Below are 19,654 nucleotides of genomic sequence, written 5' to 3' on the forward strand. Positions count from 1 at the left end.
TAAACGACTCTAATTTTATGCAGGGATAACCCGTAAAGGTATATACGAACTCAATTTGAGATAGAAGAGCCTTCTTTCTGACAAAAATAGTTTGTTGAGAAAAGGAAGTGGTGAGAGGGCGAATGTTTAAAGCGTAGTTATGCTAGAGCTGAGAGGAGCTTTTAGGACCGGACAGGCAGAAGAGAAAGAACAAACTTTGCCCGCAAATTCAATAAAGAGAATTCTTCAAATTTGCGGGCAATTATTTGAATTAAATGCTGAATTTTTAATGAGGAAGCTGATCTCTGGTAACTTCAGAAATTTCAAATAAATCGGAAGAAGCTGCCTGAGATTCCATGTTTTCAATTTCTTCTTTAGTCGGCTTGTTAATCTCAAGAATTTCGATATCTATGGTAAGAGCTTCTCCGGCAAGCGGATGATTACCGTCAAGGATAGTTTCTCCGGAGCTAGCCGGCCCAAGAACCGTATAAATATTCTCGTCAGTCGGATCCAACACGGTTCCCGCAACCTTCATACCTTCTTCGATATGGTCTCCCAATATGGAATTTGGAACAGCCATAATCAATGTTGGGTCAGACTCTCCGAAAGCATCGTCAGGTTCAAGTTTAAGATGGATTTTGTCACCGACCTTTTTCCCCATTAAAGCTTTTTCTATGGCAGGAAGCGTGTCGTTGTGTCCAATGAGGATAAAACTTCCGTCATCCTCTGTTTCCTCTTCAAAGTCTTTACCGGCAGTTGTGACTTTCATCTTTACTTTCACAACACTATCAACCGTTACTACTGTCTCGACATTAGTATTTTTCGCCATGCTATTTCTCTCATTTTCGATTTCGTTATATTACTCATCGTTTTTCAGCCCCGACGTTAGAAATACCATCAATGGGCGTAAAAAAACAGGACCAATGAAAAATCAAAGTCCTGTCTTTAAGCTTCAAAAATAGTTATCTAACTTGCTCTTGAAGAAGATTGAGAATTCTTGAAGAAGTGCTTAACGGATCCGTTCTTTCGCTTTCCGGAGCAGCGGTAACGCGAGTCTTGCCGTCTCCGTTGTTTTCTAAGACGACCTTATAAATCGGTGCTTCCACGGCTTTTTCTTTTCCGAACCAGCGTGTAAACAAGCCTTCGTCACTATGCTTCTTAGCTTCGTATTCCGGATCCAAGTAACGGATGAAATATGTGCCGGCAGCTCTGTCTCGATCTTCGATATTGAAGCCGACGCGATCTAAACCGACGCCTACTCTTCTCCAAGCTCTGTCAAACGGCTCGTCAATAACCAAAGCTTCTGTTTTGCCGTCTGCACCTTTGATTTCCTTGCTCATATATTCCGGTGCTGCGACAGGTTTAAGAGCGGAAGTATCAACTTCTTCTCTTGTCTTCTGCTTCGGATTGAACTCGTTTTCCAAACGCAAGGAGAGTCTAGTCAGCATTTCTGCTTCCAGCTCTTTGTCCGGAGCCCCCGGCTGCCAAGCTGTCTGGCCGTCTCTACCGTTTTGGTAGACCTCAATCATGCGGCGGTTCGTAATATAAATATCCGTTCCGCCCTGAGCATTTCTTTCCAAACGGGTGCGGTATCTGTCTCTTTCACCGGTGGAGTAAACAGAGTCAAGAATCTTTCCTAAAGTTGCTCGAATAATATCCTGCGGCAAATTGGCTTTGTTTTCTGCCCAGTTAGTCTCCATGATGCCTGCACGAGGATCTTCCCTTTCAACTTGAAGTCCGACAGAGGGCCAGAAGTCAAGTACGGCGTTCCACAAAGCATCAGGAGCCATATTAACCTGAATGTAACGGTCAGAACCGTCTTTCACAATCTTGGCAACGACGGTAGACGGTAAAACCGGAGCAACTCCAACTTCAGTCTGAGCGCCGCTGGATGCACGGCGTGCTTCTTCGATTTCAGAAATCTGAGTAGCAGTCACAACCTGAGTCTTTCCCGGCACGACAAATCGATCATCGGAAGGCAGCTGAGATAAGTCAGGAGGCACTTCCAAAGGTGCTCTGGTACTTGTAGTTTCGTATTGAATTTTTTCATTGGTAAAGGTTGATCCTAAATAAGAACAGCCGCTTAAAGAAGCAGCCAAAACCATTACCAATGTTGTGCGTACGGGAAACTGACCCATTTATAAAACTCCAAAAACCCTGGGAAGGGCTTAGTTTACATTACTAACAGACAGTATGAGATTCTATCTCATACTGTCCTGTTATTGAATAAGTATTAAATGCACCCGCCGATCTGCAGAGCAAGCTCCACTTGCTCACGTTTTGACGGTGCGAGCGGAACCAGTGGAAGTCTGATTCCTCCCGGAATCAAGCCCATTCTCTGGAGGGCCCACTTCGGAGCCACCGGGTTAGGCTCGCAGAAAAGCTGCTTGTGAAGCGGCATCAATCGATCATTGATTGCGCGGGCGCCCATAACATCATTAGCAAGGGCTTTTTCACACATTTGAGCCATCAACGAGGGAGCAACGTTAGCTGTCACGGAAATGACGCCCGCTCCGCCCATCAACATCAATGCCAAGGCGGAATCATCATTACCGCTGTAGATTGCGAATTCTCTATCTTTAGGAAGACGGCTCATCAAATCAGCAGCACGCGCCAAATCGCCTGTTGCATCTTTCAAACCAACAATACCGGGGATCTGGACAAGACGAAGAACGGTGTCGTTCTTCAAATCAGCAACTGTTCTTCCCGGTACGTTGTACAAAATCATGGGAAGATCTACCGTCTCAGCAATTTTCTTGAAGTGCTGGTAAAGCCCTTCCTGAGTCGGTTTGTTATAGTAAGGAGTGACCTGAAGACTGGCCACGGCACCAACTGAGCGGGCATACTCTGTAAGGATAATGGCCTCTCTTGTGGAATTAGAGCCGGTTCCTGCAATTACAGGGATTCTTCCTGCAGCTGCTTCCACAGCGACTTTAATAAGTTCATTATGTTCGTCAAAATCTACCGTCGGACTTTCACCGGTGGTTCCGACCGCAACGATGGCATCGGTTCCAGCGGCAATATGCATTTCAATTAGATTTCTGTAGGAATCAAAATCAATGGTTCCGTCTTCAAACATTGGTGTGACTAATGCCACAATACTGCCAGTAATCATTACTACATCTCCATTGCCAAATGAGGTTAGTTGTCAGATAGATTTTAGCGAACGAAGTCTACAGAATTAGATTTTTTAAAGATTTTCGTAGTCGTACAAAGCAACCGGCAGGTTTTTCCCATCTATCGGTTTCCTGCATAAAATCTTTTGGAAGCAGTCACCCTTCTCCGAGAGTGTTTCTTCATATGCCAAAACCGCCATAGTATTTCTATATACATCTGCGAGTTCTAACGGATTCAAAATAAAATCGCAGTTCTTGGCTCGGTTTCCGTCAAAACCTTGATAAGGCATCATGAAGGTTTCATAGAGAAGATATCCGCCCGGAACCAAAGAGGTCGGTAAAAAACTGAGAATCGGACGATAGAGGTAGAAGTTGACCAAAATCACATCAAAAGCTTCGGGTTCAAAAGCCCATGTGCCGTTTTCCAGATCGACCTGCTTGAAAGTTACGCCCGGCAAATCAGCTACGTAAGGTTTTACTCTTTCATCCCAATCGGCCGCTGTGACTTCATAGCCCATCTTAGAAAGGTATTTAGTATTTCTTCCGCAGCCGCATGCCAAATCCAAGACTTTGGCATTTTTAGGAAATAATCTGGAAAATCTTTCCAGCCATTTTGAAGGCTGTCCTTTCAATCCTTTTAAAGAATGGGCAGTAGGTCCGTTTTTAATCTCACAACTCATAGATCCTCCATTGCCTATAAGAATGCTTTAACGATAGAAAGACCGAAATGCATAAAAGGCTTCATGACGATAGAAAGCATGCCTGTCAAAATCAAAGCGAAAAGAATGTACATCCCGTATGGTTCAATACGGGAGTATTTGTAAGCCAAACCGGAAGGCAGCAATCCTGTCAAGATTCTTCCGCCGTCTAACGGCGGAATCGGAATTAAATTCAATGCCATCAGCATGATGTTGACATTGATACCGGCAAGACAAACTTCATAGAAGTAATTCTCAGTCAAACCTATGGAATAGATAATCTTCAGAAGGATAGCCCAAATAATGGCCTGCAGAAGATTTGCACCTGGGCCGGCAGCTGCAACCCAAATCATTGACTGTTTTGGATTGCGCAAGTTTCTAAAATTGACGGGGACAGGTTTTGCCCAACCGAAAACGATACCTCCTAAGCCGCTGACCGCACTTCCAAGAAGCAACACCGCAGGAACCAAAATCGTTCCGACCGGATCGATATGCTTCATCGGATTCAGAGTCACGCGGCCCAACATCCATGCTGTTTGGTCGCCAAAGTAACGTGCCACATAACCGTGGGCTGCTTCATGAATAGTAATTGCCAGAACCAAAGGAATGGCATATACCGTAATTGTTTGAATAATTGAATTGATGTCCATAAAGCAGAAGTTTATTTAATTTAAATTTTTCTAAGTGTTCAAAGTTGTATCAAAAGCCGATCGCCTTGCAGTCCCCAAGGCCTTCTCTAAGAACTTCAGGTTCGTCACCGGAAAGGTCTACTACCGTGGTATCGCCCTTTGCAACCGTACCGTCATCGAGAATAAAAGCCAATTGATCTCCGATAGCATCTTGAATCTCCCATGCTTCGGACAAAGGCTCTTCCTGTCCCGGCATAATCATCGTAGTGCCGACTAATGGCTCTCCGATTTTTTCGAGCAGGGCTTTCAAAGCTTTGTTTTGCGGAACTCGAATACCGATAGTTTTCTTAGATGGATGCGAAAGTCTGCGGGGTACCTCACGAGTGGCTTCTAAAATAAATGTGTAAGGTCCAGGAGTAACACTTTTAGCCATGCGGTAACCTGTGTTATTGACCCGAGCGAGCTGGCTCATTTGGCTTAATGAATCACAAAGCAAAGTTAAATGCTTTTTTTCTCCTAACTGGCGGATGAGGCGGATTTTGTCCAATCCTTCTTTGTCGTCCATTCTGCACACAAGAGAAAAACCAGTGTCAGTCGGAACGACTGCTACCTCCCCCTTTGTCAGCAGCTGAGCAGCCTGCTCTATTCTGTGGGGCTGAGGAGAATCAGGCATGACATTCAAAATATATCCCATTTATTTTTATCCTTTTCTCTAAAAAAGTGACCAAACCGGAGTTAAGTCAGAAGGTATATCTCCTTGCTTTCCGATTGGGCATCTTGTATCTAATCTGTGGAAATCGCTGCCGGTAGAGGCAATAAAATCTTGCTCTCTGGCAATTTGGCAAATCATTGTATTATCTTTCGATGAATGACTGCCCGTCGTCACTTCAATGACCTTACCGCCGGCATTCTTGAATTCGTCCAACAGTGCTTGAAGTTTCCAATCTTTTAGCCCATAACGGCCGGGATGAGCCAATACAGGTATCCCTCCCGATTGCCTGATTAGATTAACGGCTTGTGGAATAGTCGGAGCTTTAAGAGGGACAAAACCTGGTCTTCCCGAACCAATGAATTTTTCAAACGCACTGTCAATAGTAGCGGCAGCCTTAATATCAACTAACCATTTTGCAAAATGAATTCTTGAGACCAAATTAGGGTTAGTGACAAATTTCATTGCACCTTCCAAAGCTCCCGAATAACCCATTTCTTTCAGTTTGTTAGAAATGGCCTCCGCACGTTCAATGCGATTCATCTTAGTTTTTTGCAAAGCCTTAATTAGCTCAGGACAAGAAGTATCGATGTTTAATCCAACGATATGGATTTCTTTGTTGGCATAATTGGTTGATATTTCCACACCCGGTGCAAAAGCGATGTTCTTTTGTTCACAAGCTTTCTGCATCCTTTCATTGCCTGCAATTTCATCGTGATCGGTCAGCGAAACTAAATTCACGCCGTTTTCCGAAGCCATGTCAGTTAACTGCTCAGGAGTGTAATTTCCGTCTGAAAAGACGGAATGCATATGCAAATCAGGGACAACCGTACTTTTTTCTATACTTCTTAAATCCATAATGATTCGAACGGAAGTTCTACAAGACTGAGACTACCACTTTAAAACAAATCATTAATCAGATGACCAAACTGAACTAGTCTTTACTTAAGCAGCCAAATATTTTTTTAGAATTTGAGAAACTTTAAGGAGACCTGAATGTCTGAAGAAATTACAAAACTTCCTGATCAAATTACCAAGTTCATGTTTGAAGATGCTCCGGTTAGAGGAGCTGTCGTTCAATTAGAAGACCAATGGCAGGAAATGACTCAGTTCCAGAATTATCCTGCTTCAGTCAACAAGATGCTCGGCGAATTTACTGCCGGTGCCCTCCTCTTATCAAGCACCATTAAGTTTGACGGTTCCTTGATTGTTCAAGTCAAGGGGTCAGGACCTGTCTCGATGGTTGTAGTTGAAGTAAAAAACCGTACAACTGTTCGTGCCATGGCTAAATTAAGAGAAGATGCCGAAATTGCCAACGACGCATCTTTCCAAGACTTGATTAATGCCGATGCAAAGGGCCAGTGTGCCATTATTCTTGATCCTGCCAACAGAAGACCGTCCGACCAGCCCTACATGGGTGTAGTTCCTTTGGTGGGCGAGTCTATTGCCGCAATCTTAGAAAACTACATGGAACAAAGCGAACAGCTTCCAACTAAGATTTGCTTGGCCTCCACAGACAAAATCATCGGCGGCCTGATGGTTCAAAAAATGCCGGAAGACGGCGGCACAGCCAACAAAGACATGGACAAGGACGCATGGCCGAGAATCTCGCAGATTGCCGGAACCTTGAAAGAAGATGAGCTTCTCACACTTGGTCAGGACGTCATTCTGCGCAGACTCTTTTGGCAAGAAAAAATTCAGCTGCTTGGTACGGAAGATATCCAGTTTCAATGCGGATGCTCAAAGGAAAAAACCGATGCCATGCTGAAGTCCTTAGGTAAAAAAGAATTGGAAGACATTTTGAAAGCCGAAGGCAAGATTGAAGTTACGTGCCAATTCTGCAACAAAACCATTACCTATTCTCCGGCCGATATTGAAGCACTCTTCCTCGAGGACAGCCCAATGGCAGTATCGAAGGAGGATGTTCCATCTACTCCGCAGTAATTTCAGTTCCTAATTCCAGCCTCCTTTGCCGGGAGGCTTTTTTATGAGGATTTCTTCTGAGAAAAGAAGGAAAAGTCGTTACCGCTAAGAATTATTCTTAAAATTTCAAGAAATTCTTAACATTTCTAAACTATGGAAGTTACTCTAACCCTAATCCTCATCTGCTGTCTTGCCTTCTTTATCGCAGGATGCATTGATTCGATCGCCGGAGGAGGCGGACTTATTACAACCCCAACACTTTTAATGCTTGGCGTTCCGGCCCATTTCTGTTTAGGTTCAACAAAACTTGCCTCCATGTGCGGTTCTTCCGTCGCCCTTTTTACTTTTTGGCAGAACAAACAGATTATCGGGAAAGTAGCTTTGATTGGCGCAGTCTCCTCTTTTGTCGGAGGAGTCTTTGGTTCTTGGATAGCTTTATCTATTGATAATCAAAAAATGACCCTCATCATGGTTGGATTGATTCCTGTCGGTCTTGCCATTTCTTTACTAAGCGGCACTTTCAAAATTGACAAAGAAGTTGAGGATGTTAAAGGATGGCGATGGAAGGCCGTTCTGATTGGGATTACGGTGGGGATGTACGAAGGATTTTTCGGACCCGGAGCCGGAAGCTTTTTTCTTATCGGCATTCATGTTTTATTAAAAGCCGGTTTAGTTAAATCCTCGGGAACGGCAAAAATCTTCAATATCTTTGCCAACCTCGGAGCGGTGTGTACTTTTGCTTCAGCGGGTACCGTAGCCTACTCTTTGGCCATTCCTTGCGCTGCAGCAAGTATTCTAGGAAACCGGATCGGTGCAAAGTACGCTATAAAAATTGGGCCTAAAGTCGTTAGGAAAGCCTTGTACCTCGTGATTACACTTTTAATGATCTCACTTATCGTCAAGCTGGTCACAACAAGCAACTAAGCCTTGTTAAATGTAGAAACAGGCTCCTTAGGTGCCTGCATAGATTATATGAAGTGAAAAGAGAAGAATTTTTAACTTATAAATTCTCTTTTTACCCGGATATTTAAGTTAGCTAAAAGCTCATATCCGATAGTACCATGCAATGCTGCGACCTCATTGACCGGAAGATTTTTTCCCCATAATTCAGCCCAGTCGCCCGGTTTTGCCTCAGGAATATCTGTGATATCAACCGTAATCATATCCATGGATACACTCCCAACCAAAGGAGCTTTCTTTCCGTGAATCAGCACAAATCTATCTTCCAATTTCTGTCTGGGATACCCGTCAGCGTAACCGCATGCCAGCACAGCAATTCTCATTGGATGCTTAGCTACGAATTTAGAACCGTATCCTACGGCATCTCCCGGTTGAAGGTTCTGAGTCCCTAAGATGCCTGCTCTCAAAGTCATTACAGGTACCAGTCCCAGTTCCCCGGAGGTCTTATTGCCGTCCGGACTTACGCCGTATAAAGCGATCCCGGCCCTGACAGCGCCGTCTGCCGCTTCCGGATGCCACAAAATAGCTCCCGAATTAGAAAAGCATTTATCGCAGGCCAAGCCTTCCAAAGAGACTAAATTATTAAGCTGGCCGGAGACAGGAAGTTTGCCGTCAGCCGGATAAGTCAGTTCTGAGTTGGCAAAGTGTGTGACAAAATCCACTACCTCGACCATAGGAATCTTTTCAAGCTCTTCTTTGACAGCTTTGGCTCGTGCAGGAAGGAATCCAAGCCTGTTCATTCCGGAATTTAATTTGATATGAACTCTGACTTTATTTTCAAAGCTGAATTTTTTGAGATCTTCAATCTGCCAATCTGAGTGAACCAGAGTTTCAATCCCATATCTATCTACCTTTGGCAAATCGTCATAGGTAAAGAAGCCTTCAATTAAAAGAACAGGCTTTTTCCATCCGAGATTGCGTACTGCAACGGCTTCGTCAACGTCCAACAATGCCAAACCGTCTGTCAGTTCGAAAGTATCTAAAAGACCATGAAGTCCATGACCGTACGCATCTGCCTTGACGACAGACCACATAAATCGTTTCCCTGCTTTTTCTCTGAGCAGTGCAATATTGTGTTGAAGAGCGTGTTTGTCAATTAAAGCTTCAATTGGACGAGACATGGAAGCACTTCCTGTAAAAATAAGGCTCAGGTAATTTTAATTAGTTGAAACGAAAAAATCGCGCAAATCCGCGATTATTTCTTATCCTCGGGATATTCCGAAAGCCGGAACAAGACTTCGTTTTCACGAATCATGTTCATGTGAAGACGAGCGCGGGCTTCCAAGGCATCTTTACCCTCACGAAGACTCGCAGCTTCGGCTTGTATTTGATTGATTTGAGCGAGAACGTTCTCGTTAGCTTGTTTCTGTTTCACAAGCTGAATGTTAAGTTCTTGAAGTCCTCTTTCACTTCCCTTGCCCCACCACAAAGGATACTGAATGAGGACTAAAAGGACCAATAGCACCAAGGCTATTAACCTTGGTGCCGTATTGCTGGTTGTTTTACTGTATGCAGCCATTAGCGTTTGATGTTATAGAAGGCATCCAGCCCCGGATAAACGGCGAGATCGCCTAATTCATCCTCAATTCTCAAGAGCTGGTTGTACTTTGCCATTCTATCGCTGCGAGACATAGAACCTGTCTTGATTTGTCCCGCATTGGTGCCGACAGCGATATCAGCGATCGTTGAATCTTCAGTTTCACCGGAGCGATGAGAAACAACGGCGGTATAACGAGCCCTCTTGGCCATTTCAATTGCTGCGAAAGTTTCAGTCAATGTGCCGATTTGATTAATCTTAATCAAAATGGAATTGGCTGTACCCTTCTTGATGCCTTCTTTCAAAATCTTTGTATTAGTCACAAAGAGGTCGTCACCAACCAATTGAACCTTATCGCCTAAAGCCTTGGTAAGCTTAGCCCAGCCTTCCCAATCGCCTTCGGCCATACCGTCTTCGATGGAGATGATCGGATACTTATCACACCATTCCTGAAGCTTAGCAATCCATTCGTCATCAGTAAGTGTCTGACCTTGACCTTTGAGGTTGTAAACGCCGTCTTCATAGAATTCGCTGGAAGCACAGTCCAAACCGATGAATACATCCTTACCGGGAACGTAGCCGGCTTGTTCAATGGCCTCAACGATCAATTCGATGGCTTCTTCATGGCTATGCAATGTAGGAGCAAAACCGCCTTCGTCACCAACAGCAGTTGTCATGCCTTTGCCATTGATAATCTTTTTCAATGTATGGAAGATTTCAGCACCGTAGCGAAGGGCTTCTTTGAAAGAAGGTGCGCCTGCAGGAATAATCATGAATTCCTGAATGTCAAGGTTATTGTTGGCATGAGCGCCGCCGTTGATGACGTTCATCATCGGAACCGGCAAGGTTGTAGCATATGTACCGCCAAAATAACGATAAAGAGGAAGCCCTGCTTCTTCAGCTGCAGCCTTTGCGACTGCCATAGAAACAGCCAAAATAGCATTAGCTCCGAGTCTGGACTTGTTGTCTGTGCCGTCAAGTTCAATCATGATCTGGTCGATCAAGGCTTGATCGGTACCTTCTTCGCCGATCAATTCGTCTCTGATTTCACCGTTTACATTGGCTACGGCATTGAGAACACCTTTGCCCAGGTAACGGGACTTGTCTCCGTCACGGAGTTCGATAGCTTCACGGCTGCCTGTAGAGGCACCGCTGGGGACAGATGCACGGCCGAAAGCGCCACTTTCCAATACAACTTCAGCTTCGACTGTAGGATTTCCGCGGGAATCTAAAACCTCACGGCCAAGTACTTCAACAATTGCACTCATATTGTCCTCAATAAAATTTAACGAAAGTTATTTTCTAAAAATACCGGATTGTTCTTTACTACTTTATCTAGAGCCACAAGAGTTTCTAACAGCTCTTCCATTCTATTCAGCGGCACGGCATTAGGACCGTCGCTCTTAGCACAGGCAGGGTTAGGATGGGTTTCCATAAAGAGACCCGAGACACCGGCAGCCACCGCCGCGCGTGCTAAGACAGGCACAAATTCTCTCTGTCCTCCGGAGCTTGTTCCTTGACCACCGGGAAGTTGGACGGAGTGAGTGGCGTCAAAAACCACAGGTGCGTCGCACTCTCTCATAATGGCCAAACTTCTCATATCGGAGACTAAGTTGTTATAGCCGAAAGAGGCACCTCTTTCGCAGACCATGAAACGATCCTCAGAGAGACCTGCCTTTTGCGCAGCGTGTCTGGCTTTCATCACAACCTGCTTCATATCGTGAGGTGCCAAGAACTGGCCCTTCTTAATATTTACCGGCTTTCCGCTAACCGCACAAGCCGTAATAAAGTCTGTCTGACGGCATAAGAACGCGGGGGTCTGAAGTACGTCTACAACCGCGGCAACCGCAGGAACTTCTTCAGCAGTATGAACGTCAGTTACCACGGGAACTCCAATTTGTTCTCTTACTTTTTCGAGAATCTGGAGTCCCTTCTCCATTCCTAACCCACGGAAACTTGCATCCGAAGAGCGGTTTGCTTTGTCGTAACTTGCTTTAAAAATATAAGGAATGCCCAGTCTATCGGTGATTTCTTTCATTTTGCCGGCAATATCCAAAGCCATTTGTTCGCTTTCGATCACACACGGACCGGAGAGGAGAAAAAACGGCTTATCCAAACCGACTTCGAAATTACAAAGTTTCATTAAAAATTATTCCTTGTGGTGTTCGTCTCTATATTTAGCAGCGCTGCGGATGAAAGCATTGAATAGCTTATGGCCGAAACGCGGAGAGGAAGTAAATTCCGGATGGAACTGGACGCCGACAAAGAAGTCATTCTGCGGGAGTTCAACGATTTCAGGGAGGTTTTCGCCCTGCGTACGTGCAGCGATAACCAGACCGTTCTTTTCGAACTGATCGCAGTAAGAATTGTTGACTTCATAACGGTGACGATGGCGTTCGGCAACAACATCGCCATAAATGTCGTGAGCCTTTGTACCGGGTTTAACGGGTACTTCCTGTTTACCCAATCTCATAGTTCCGCCGAGATCGCTGTCTTCAGTCCGAACTTCCTTCTTGCCGGTTCTGTCTTGCCATTCGGTAATGAGAGCCACGACAGGATGCGGTGTATCAGGTTGGAACTCAGTTGAGTTAGCTCCGCCGAGCCCGCATACATGACGTGCAAATTCGATTACGGAAAGCTGCATACCTAAGCAAATTCCAAGGTATGGAACATTGTTTTCACGGGCATACTGAATGGCCAAAATCTTGCCTTCCGTGCCGCGTTTGCCAAAACCGCCCGGAACCAAGATGGCATCCATTTCTTTGAGGCAGTCAGTACCATTCTTTTCGAGTTCTTCGGCTTCGATAAATGTAGTCTTGACTTTGTGGCCGGTATGGATGCCTGCGTGGATCAAAGCTTCATTCAAAGACTTGTAAGAGTCGGCCAAATCATATTTACCGATCATGGCAACTTTGACTACGTCTTTTGGATTTTCAAGTTTCTCTACCACTTCTTCCCATGCGGACAAATCAGCCGGTTTCGGGTTGATATCCAATGTCTTGCAGACAATTGCATCTAATCCCTGCTCATGAAGCATCATTGGAACTTTGTAGATGGTGTCTACATCCCAAACGGAGATGACAGCGTTGATTGGAACGTTGGCGAACAAGGAGATCTTAGATTTTTCGTCTTCCGGAATCTTACGGTCTGCACGGCAGAGAAGAACGTTTGGAAGAATACCGATTTTTCTTAACTCTCCTACGGAGTGCTGAGTTGGCTTTGTCTTTAACTCGCCGGCACTTGGAATATAAGGAACCAATGTCAAATGAATGAAGCAGGAGTTATTTGATCCCAGTCTCAAGGACATCTGACGAACGGCTTCCAAGAATGGCAAAGATTCGATATCACCGACGGTACCGCCGATTTCAACGATTGCGATATCAGGATCTCCGGCTGCGTGAGCACCGCGAATGATAAAGTTCTGAATTTCATTGGTGATATGTGGGATGACCTGGACAGTCTTGCCGAGGTATTCACCGCGTCTTTCCTTCCTCAACACGTTCTGGTAGATCTGACCTGTTGTGAAGTTGTTGGCCTTATGCATTTTTGGAGTGATAAAACGCTCATAGTGGCCTAAGTCCAAATCAGTTTCCGCGCCGTCTTCCGTAACAAACACTTCCCCGTGCTGGAAAGGGCTCATTGTACCCGGATCCACGTTGATGTAGGGGTCCATTTTGATGATTGTTACTGAGAGGCCGCGGGATTCAAGTATTGCTGCTAGGGAGGCGGCTGCGATTCCTTTACCAAGAGAAGAAACAACACCACCAGTCACAAATACGAATTTCGTCATCCTTAATCCCGAAAGAAAAAAAAAAGAGACGCGCTTTTGGCGTGCAAATAATTCCGTTCATTATAACGAGGGGCCGGACGTTTTCAAACCATGAGAGCCTTTTTTCAAAAATAAATTACAACATCCGTGCCCACAATGTTATTTAGCATAGGAAGAAGAAATTGATATTCAAAATTCTGAGTCCTAATAACAAAAAGAGCCTCCCGGGACATTATCCAAGGAGACTTTTCAGTGCAGTTTTCACATTCGAACTGCTAACCTGAGAGACGAATTATTTGTTTTTCGCAGGATTTTGCCAGTCGGGCCAAGCTTTCATTTCGTCATAAAGGAAACGACCTTTAATAAAAGCACTGTCTCCTCCTAAAACATCTACCAATGCAAAAGCAAATGGAAGAGCCGTTCCGGGACCGCGACTGGTAACTAATTTTCCGTCAATAACCACAACGTCTGTCACATATTTGGCATCTTTATAGTTAGGTTCAGTGCGTTTGCCCGGATAGGCAGTCATTGTCTTTCCTTTGAGAACGCCTGCCTTTGCCAAGACATTAGGAGCGGCGCACATTGCAGCGACAAACTTGCCGGACTGGTCATAGTGGCGAACTAAATCAAGAAGTCTTTCGTCAGCAAGCATATTATCAACACCTGTCCATCCGCCTGGAAGAACGATCATGTCGTAATTCTTAAACGGTGTGAGATCGTTGCCTAAAACTTTATCAGCTTTGATGGTGATGTTATGAGCGCCAGGAACCATTTCGCCGGCGATACTGACGCTGTCAGTCGGGAAACCACCACGACGAACTACATCGAGGATTTCCACGGTTTCTCCTTCTTCAAAGCCGGGGGCTAAAACGACCAAAACGGAAGGTTTATCTGCTGCCATGGCCATACCGGATAAACCTGCAGCTGCCATGCAAAGGACAATAGCTAGTTTTTTCATATTGATACCTAGAGAGTTTCAACTTTCGAGCGATGAAGGTTCTGAGGCTTTCACAATGAACGCCAAGAGCAGCTTGCTGAAAAGTTATTAAATAATGAAATGAAGAGGAAGCAACAAAAACAACCACCCCTTTCGCCGCTTCCTCTTCTGCAGGAGAAAAAATGAATACTTCTTTCAGTCAGATTCTTGCGAGGAGAAAATTAGAACCGATCAAATACTTAGAGTTTCAATCCGTCTCGTCTTTTAAGGAGCATAGATGAGACTTAATTGCTCTGCTTTGAATTAAGGAACCTTAAGTTCTCTGAATTCGTGGCATTCGTCGCACAAGAGAACTGGTTTCTTGTGACCGCGGTGACAGCTTGTGCAATCCGGATTTTCAATGTGTGAGTCGTGCGGATTGATGTCATTCTTGTCGGTACGCGCTGCGACTTTTTCATAGCTTCCGTGGCAAACCAAGCACTGCTGTGTGGCTACCGCTTTCGGAGGCATTGTGGTATGGCATGCTTCGCACTTTCCGCCTCTTTCCATGTGGCGATCGGCGAGCATCTTATCAGCTGCAAAAGAAGTCGTAGCCGATAAAGCTAAAACTAAGATGGAAACAACGGTCTTTAACATGATAAATCTCGGGAGGAGTGCCGCTTGCGCGGCACTTGTTAGTTAAAAGAATTTATTGAGAAGCTTATTGCCAGTTTTGTTCGCCGGCTGCTGTGCGTCCTGCGATTCTTCCGAATACGCATGCTTCGGAGTTATTGGTAGCACCCTGGTAGATGTGGCCCCACATAGAACCTAATTCACCGGCGCTGTACAAACGTGGAATCGGGTTGCCGAACGGATCAAGAACTTGACCGAGTTTGTTTCTCTTCGGGCCGCCCTGAGTGTTCAGGATAGCTGGGTAGAGTTCAGCTGCGTAGTATGGACCTTCACCGATTGGACGAGAAATGATCGGAGCTTCACGGCCTTCGAAAGCAACTTTGCCTTTCTTTTCAAGAGGACGTCCGAAGTCTTTATCGGCACCGGCTGTAATCTGTTCATTCCATCTCTTGACGGTTTCAACAAGGTTTTCAGCAGGAACGTTGATCTTCTTAGCCAATTCTTCGATTGTCGGAGCGCTGACGATAACACCTTTTTCGATTTCAGCACTGTTGTCCTTACTCCACTTGTAGTCTTCACGGTTCAAAGCGTAGCCGGAAGTTGCACCGCCGATAATCGGGCCGCGTTTGCGGGCTTCTTCATCGAAGATAACGAAGCAAGGAATTCTCGGATAACGATGCTTAACAGCGTCAAGAAGGTTAACACCGTAGATGCAGGTGTGGTTGTCCATCTTTTCGTTAACGAAGCGTTTGCCGTCTTGGTCAACATAGATGTGAGATGGAGCAAGCATGTTGATCTGCAGAGCTGTCTTCAAGCCCGGAACAACGAGTCCCAATGGGCAGGAAAGAGCATTCATGTGCCAGAGGTCTGCACCGGCTGCCTGAGCCATGCGGACGCCGTCACCGGTGTTGCCCGGGTGGCCTAAGCGATGGAACTTCTGACCCATTGTGTGGTTGGAGAGCATCTTGTCATCGAATTCGTAGCCGCCTGTAGCAAGAACAACTGCCTTCTTAGCCTTAACAGCTTCTTTCTTACCGTCGATTTCAATCCAAGCACCGAGAACTTCGTCGTTTCTGGTGATCAATTCAAGACCGCGTGCGTTGTAAACAACAGGGATCTTTCTGACGGTTTCAACAGCGTAGCGGTAGTTATTGAAGAGCATATCGCCGCCGCGTGTCTTCTGTCCTTTCGGAGTGCGGAAACGCCATTTGTCGATAGCATCGGATTCAGGGATGCTCTGGAAACCGGCGTGACCGTAGATGTAAACCTTCTGATCCGGAGCCAAGGAAAGGAGGAAGTCTTTGGACTTCATGGCTTCGTCAACGAAAGCTGTCAAGAGTTCGTCATCTTTTTCGCTGTTGGCAAAATCGTATGTCTTTCTTAAGTATTCGATGGCACGTTCTCTGTTGTTAGGGATCATCATGCCGCCGGAGGAAACGGCTGTGTTGCCGCCGCCCTGAGGACATTTTTCGAAGATAACGACATCAGCGCCTGCGTCTTTGGCTGTGATGGCAGCAGAAGCACCTGCACCGCCGTAACCTAAAATAACGACGTCAGCTTCGCGGTCCCATTTCTGAGGAAGAGGGTCACCTGGTTTTGCATGAACTAAAGGAGCAGCAGCGGCACCGGCGGCTGCAGCGGCGAAACCTTTAAGAAAACTTCTCTTGGAAATCAGCTTTGACATTTTGTTTTTCCTTGGTGGTTGGTTAATCGTTGTTCCTTTCGGATGTGCTCATTTTTCCAAAGTCATTACCTAGGTAGTTTGACCTTGATCAAACTTTCTTCAGATTTTTTTTATGTTTAGGTAGAAACCACAGGTTCTGCCTAATTACCGCATTAAGGTATATAGACACAAAAGTAAACCAAGATCTATTCAATCAATGCACTTTCTTTCCAATAAAAATAATAAGTTAGCGTTATTCTTTGAACAACTTCTGAATAGAATTCAATTGGTTGCATATATGAAAGTTTTGAATTCCTCCTGCGAACAAACCAAATAAAAAGCAATAACTCTGTACGAATAATTTAAGCCTCCTAAATTTTTCATCTAGGAGGCTCAAATTCTTGACTAGCATTGGCTAGTGGATCTTAATGCTAGGATTTACATAAGGAATAACCAGGTAAGCATCAAGAAAATTGGAATCAGTATGCCGTAGGACCAAATCATATAGCCGAAGAATGTCGGCATCTTGATTCCTCGGTTCTGGACAATGGAAACAACCATGAAGTTCGGAGCATTTCCAATGTAGGTCATCGCGCCCATAAATACGGCACCCATAGAGATAGCCATCAAAGTATGAGCTTCTTTTGTCATCAAGAGCTGAGGATCGCCGCCGGCCAAATTAAAGAAGGCAAGATAAGTCGGAGCGTTATCCAAGAAGCTGGAAAGCATACCTGTGAGCCAGAAAAATGCTGCGTTAACCGGCTGACCATCCGCACCCGTTACCAAAGAAACTAACGGTGCGAATGCGCCTTCGTGACCTGCACGAAGCATTTCCAAGACAGGAACGATCGTCACGAAGATGCCGAAGAACAGCTTGCCGACCTCGAGAATCGGTTCCCAACTGAACTGATTGGCTTCGCGGTATTCTTTTCTAGTCACTAAAAGAGAAAGGATGCCGGCAGTTAAGAAAATTCCGTCACGGATTATGGATTCAAGAGCCAAATGAACGCCAAGCACATGGTACTCAACCCCTGTCTTCCAGAAGCCGGACATAAGAACAGCACCGACGATACAGGCGAGAAGGATAAAGTTAACCGAGCCTTCAATGCCGAACGGAATCTTCTCTTTCGTTTCTAGAAGAGAAGGATTGGCTTTAACTTCTTTATTGAAGAGGATGGTATCAACAAGAAAGTAAACGCACAAAAGAAGACCAACCGCAAGTCCGGTGACAAGCAAAAGATGCTCAGCAGTCCAGAAGAAAGTTACGCCGCGAAGGAAGCCCAAAAACAGCGGAGGATCGCCTAAGGGAGTAAGAGAACCCGCGATGTTGGCAACAATAAAGATGAAGAAAATATAGGTATGCATCTGATAGTGACGCTTTTTGTTAGCCTCAATCAAAGGTCTAATAAGAAGCATCGCAGCGCCTGTCGTTCCCATAAAGTTAGCAAGGACTGCACCAACCAAAAGGAATCCTGTATTCAAAACCGGGCGCCCCAAGAAAGAGCCTCTTAAGTGAATACCGCCGGCTACCACATACAAAGAGCCTACGAAAATAATAAACGGCACATAGTCGCCGATGAGAGCATGTGCGAGAGCTTGAGTACTGGTTGTGCTGTCGAAGAAAATATAAAGAGGCACAGCACAAAGAATTGCCCACATAAGAGCAACTTTTCCGTAGTTCTTGTGCCAAAAGTGCGCAAAAAGCAATGGTCCCAGAGCGATGCTCAACAAAATGCCGGCAAACGGCACTGCCCACCATAAAGAAAGAGATGCTCCCGGGAGAGAAGCGTGGGCATTAAGCGGCAAAAGTCCCAGCATCAACGCGGATGCCAAAACCGTAGATGTCGAAGATTTCATTAATGCTTCCTAAAAATTAAAATTAAGCCTTCGCCTCTTGACATTCATCAAGCTCGAAGACCTCTCTTAAGTACTTCAAATATGATTCGTCCTCACACATGCTCTTGCTTGGAGAATCGGATAATTTTGCAACCGGTTGTCCGTTGCAGCGGACTAATTTAATGACGTTCTGTAATGCAGGGTAACCCAGATCGTTAACCAGGTTGGTCCCAATACCAAAACCTAAATTGATCTTGTTATGGAACCGGTTGTAGAGACTTATGACCTTGGGAATATCCAGCATATCGGAGAAAATCAAGCTCTTCGTGCGCGGATCACAACGATTGCGCCTGTAGTGCTCGATGATTTTCTCGCCCCAAATATAAGGATCTCCGGAATCGTGTCTGGCCCCGTCAAACAATTTGCAGAAATACATATCGAAATCAGACAAAAAGGCCTTCATTCCGAAAACATCTGACAGAGCAATCCCCAGGTCTCCTCTGTACTCTTTAGCCCACATTTCAAAGGCATACGTCTGTGAATCTCTCAAACGCGGCCCGAGAGCCTGACACGCCTGAAGATATTCGTGCGCCATTGTTCCCAAAGGGGTTAATCCTTCGGTCATCGCGAAGTATACGTTACTAGTTCCTACAAATTTGTTACCAAGTTGTTCTCTCAAAGTTCGAATCACTTCGAGCTGCCACGCCTTCGAAAATCTTCTTCTTGTCCCATACTCTGAGATTGTCAGACCCGGAGAACCATTAGGCAGATCCTTAATCAGTTGAATTTTTTCTGCTAAACGCCTTCTCCCTTCCTCTAAATCCGGAACCGGATAGAACTTCTGGTAATAGCATTCTCCCACGATGGCCAACACAGGAATCTCAAACATAATTGTGTGAAGCCAAGGACCTTTAATGCGAATTTCAATGTCAGTCTTACTTCCGTCTGCCGGGTAAGCTTCAATACGGGCTTTATTGAGGCGGAAAAGTTCTAAGAAATCTACGAAATCGCTTTTAATAAAGCGCAGCTTAGAAAGATATTCAAGTTCTTCGGGTTTGAATTGAAGAGTACATAAGTTTTCGATTTCTTCTCTGATTTCCGGCAAAACAGCTTGAAGATCCGTCCCTTCATTTCTGCACTTAAATTTATATTCAACTTGTGCACCGGGAAATTGATGAAGCACACACTGCATCATCGTAAATTTGTACAAGTCGGTATCTAGAAGAGAATTTATGATCATGTAGTAATCTGCCTGAATTGTTGTGCGGTCATTCTAATGTTTTCAA

At 45.1% G+C, this 19,654-nt stretch carries 19 protein-coding genes; 2 read left to right on the forward strand and 17 right to left on the reverse strand.

Translation table 11 applies throughout. From position 1 onward, the window contains the following. Positions 1-265 precede the first annotated feature (265 nt). From ACYQ4O_RS04315 to ACYQ4O_RS04345, 7 genes are all read right to left on the reverse strand, one after another. A complete protein-coding gene (locus tag ACYQ4O_RS04315) occupies positions 266-808 on the reverse strand; it encodes an FKBP-type peptidyl-prolyl cis-trans isomerase (protein WP_460174859.1) in 543 nt (180 codons plus the stop codon). 133 nt (positions 809-941) lie between these two features. Then, positions 942-2,117 carry an outer membrane protein assembly factor BamC gene (gene bamC / locus ACYQ4O_RS04320; protein ID WP_308514371.1) on the reverse strand — a complete coding sequence of 392 codons (1,176 nt, stop codon included), beginning with the start codon at positions 2,115-2,117 and terminating at the stop codon, positions 942-944. Between the two features lie 95 nt (positions 2,118-2,212). After that, positions 2,213-3,094 carry a 4-hydroxy-tetrahydrodipicolinate synthase gene (dapA, locus tag ACYQ4O_RS04325; protein WP_308514369.1) on the reverse strand — a complete coding sequence of 294 codons (882 nt, stop codon included), beginning with the start codon at positions 3,092-3,094 and terminating at the stop codon, positions 2,213-2,215. 75 nt (positions 3,095-3,169) lie between these two features. Further along, positions 3,170-3,775 carry a class I SAM-dependent methyltransferase gene (locus tag ACYQ4O_RS04330; RefSeq protein WP_460174860.1) on the reverse strand — a complete coding sequence of 202 codons (606 nt, stop codon included), beginning with the start codon at positions 3,773-3,775 and terminating at the stop codon, positions 3,170-3,172. A 14-nt stretch (positions 3,776-3,789) separates the two neighbouring features. Further along, positions 3,790-4,443 carry a site-2 protease family protein gene (locus ACYQ4O_RS04335; protein ID WP_308514366.1) on the reverse strand — a complete coding sequence of 218 codons (654 nt, stop codon included), beginning with the start codon at positions 4,441-4,443 and terminating at the stop codon, positions 3,790-3,792. A 49-nt stretch (positions 4,444-4,492) separates the two neighbouring features. Continuing rightward, positions 4,493-5,116 carry an L-threonylcarbamoyladenylate synthase gene (locus ACYQ4O_RS04340; RefSeq protein ID WP_308514364.1) on the reverse strand — a complete coding sequence of 208 codons (624 nt, stop codon included), beginning with the start codon at positions 5,114-5,116 and terminating at the stop codon, positions 4,493-4,495. Between the two features lie 18 nt (positions 5,117-5,134). Beyond that, a complete protein-coding gene (locus ACYQ4O_RS04345) occupies positions 5,135-5,989 on the reverse strand; it encodes a PHP domain-containing protein (RefSeq protein ID WP_460174861.1) in 855 nt (284 codons plus the stop codon). A gap of 138 nt (positions 5,990-6,127) precedes the next feature. Between ACYQ4O_RS04345 and hslO the strand changes: the two genes are divergently transcribed. Together hslO and ACYQ4O_RS04355 are read left to right on the forward strand one after the other, a co-directional pair. Then, positions 6,128-7,075, forward strand: coding sequence for an Hsp33 family molecular chaperone HslO (gene hslO / locus ACYQ4O_RS04350; RefSeq protein WP_308514360.1), 948 nt, complete (start codon positions 6,128-6,130; stop codon positions 7,073-7,075). Positions 7,076-7,207: 132 nt separating this feature from the next. Next, complete coding sequence (locus ACYQ4O_RS04355) at positions 7,208-7,978, forward strand: sulfite exporter TauE/SafE family protein (protein WP_460174862.1); 771 nt, start codon at positions 7,208-7,210, stop codon at positions 7,976-7,978. 71 nt (positions 7,979-8,049) lie between these two features. Here ACYQ4O_RS04355 and alr read toward each other — a convergent pair whose 3' ends face one another. From alr to pncB, 10 genes are all read right to left on the reverse strand, one after another. Then, on the reverse strand, positions 8,050-9,135 hold the full coding sequence (alr, locus tag ACYQ4O_RS04360) for an alanine racemase (RefSeq protein ID WP_460174863.1): 1,086 nt from the start codon (positions 9,133-9,135) through the stop codon (positions 8,050-8,052). A 74-nt stretch (positions 9,136-9,209) separates the two neighbouring features. Then, positions 9,210-9,533 (reverse strand): septum formation initiator family protein, encoded by a 324-nt coding sequence (locus tag ACYQ4O_RS04365; RefSeq protein WP_066591709.1) that lies wholly within the window; start codon positions 9,531-9,533, stop codon positions 9,210-9,212. Further along, entirely contained in the window at positions 9,533-10,819 is a 1,287-nt protein-coding gene (gene eno, locus ACYQ4O_RS04370; protein ID WP_308514354.1) for a phosphopyruvate hydratase, read from the reverse strand. Before eno ends, ACYQ4O_RS04365 begins: the two co-directional genes overlap by 1 nt. Before the next feature lie 17 nt (positions 10,820-10,836). Then, on the reverse strand, positions 10,837-11,694 hold the full coding sequence (kdsA, locus tag ACYQ4O_RS04375) for a 3-deoxy-8-phosphooctulonate synthase (protein ID WP_460174864.1): 858 nt from the start codon (positions 11,692-11,694) through the stop codon (positions 10,837-10,839). A gap of 6 nt (positions 11,695-11,700) precedes the next feature. Next, on the reverse strand, positions 11,701-13,341 hold the full coding sequence (locus ACYQ4O_RS04380) for a CTP synthase (protein WP_308514352.1): 1,641 nt from the start codon (positions 13,339-13,341) through the stop codon (positions 11,701-11,703). 271 nt (positions 13,342-13,612) lie between these two features. Further along, positions 13,613-14,278: a DJ-1 family glyoxalase III gene (locus ACYQ4O_RS04385; protein WP_460174865.1), complete on the reverse strand. Its 666-nt coding sequence runs from the start codon at positions 14,276-14,278 to the stop codon at positions 13,613-13,615. Positions 14,279-14,560: 282 nt separating this feature from the next. Continuing rightward, positions 14,561-14,893, reverse strand: a complete 333-nt coding sequence (locus ACYQ4O_RS04390; protein ID WP_277036380.1) for a cytochrome c3 family protein — start codon at positions 14,891-14,893, stop codon at positions 14,561-14,563. A 64-nt stretch (positions 14,894-14,957) separates the two neighbouring features. Continuing rightward, the gene (locus tag ACYQ4O_RS04395) at positions 14,958-16,553 is read right to left on the reverse strand and encodes an FAD-dependent oxidoreductase (protein WP_444498616.1); all 1,596 of its coding nucleotides are present in this window, start codon (positions 16,551-16,553) and stop codon (positions 14,958-14,960) included. Between the two features lie 417 nt (positions 16,554-16,970). After that, positions 16,971-18,389 (reverse strand): sodium:proton antiporter, encoded by a 1,419-nt coding sequence (locus tag ACYQ4O_RS04400; RefSeq protein WP_308514259.1) that lies wholly within the window; start codon positions 18,387-18,389, stop codon positions 16,971-16,973. 22 nt (positions 18,390-18,411) lie between these two features. Then, entirely contained in the window at positions 18,412-19,608 is a 1,197-nt protein-coding gene (pncB, locus tag ACYQ4O_RS04405) for a nicotinate phosphoribosyltransferase (RefSeq protein ID WP_308514260.1), read from the reverse strand. Positions 19,609-19,654: the final 46 nt, after the last annotated feature.

Source organism: Turicimonas sp. TL08 (assembly GCF_054660695.1).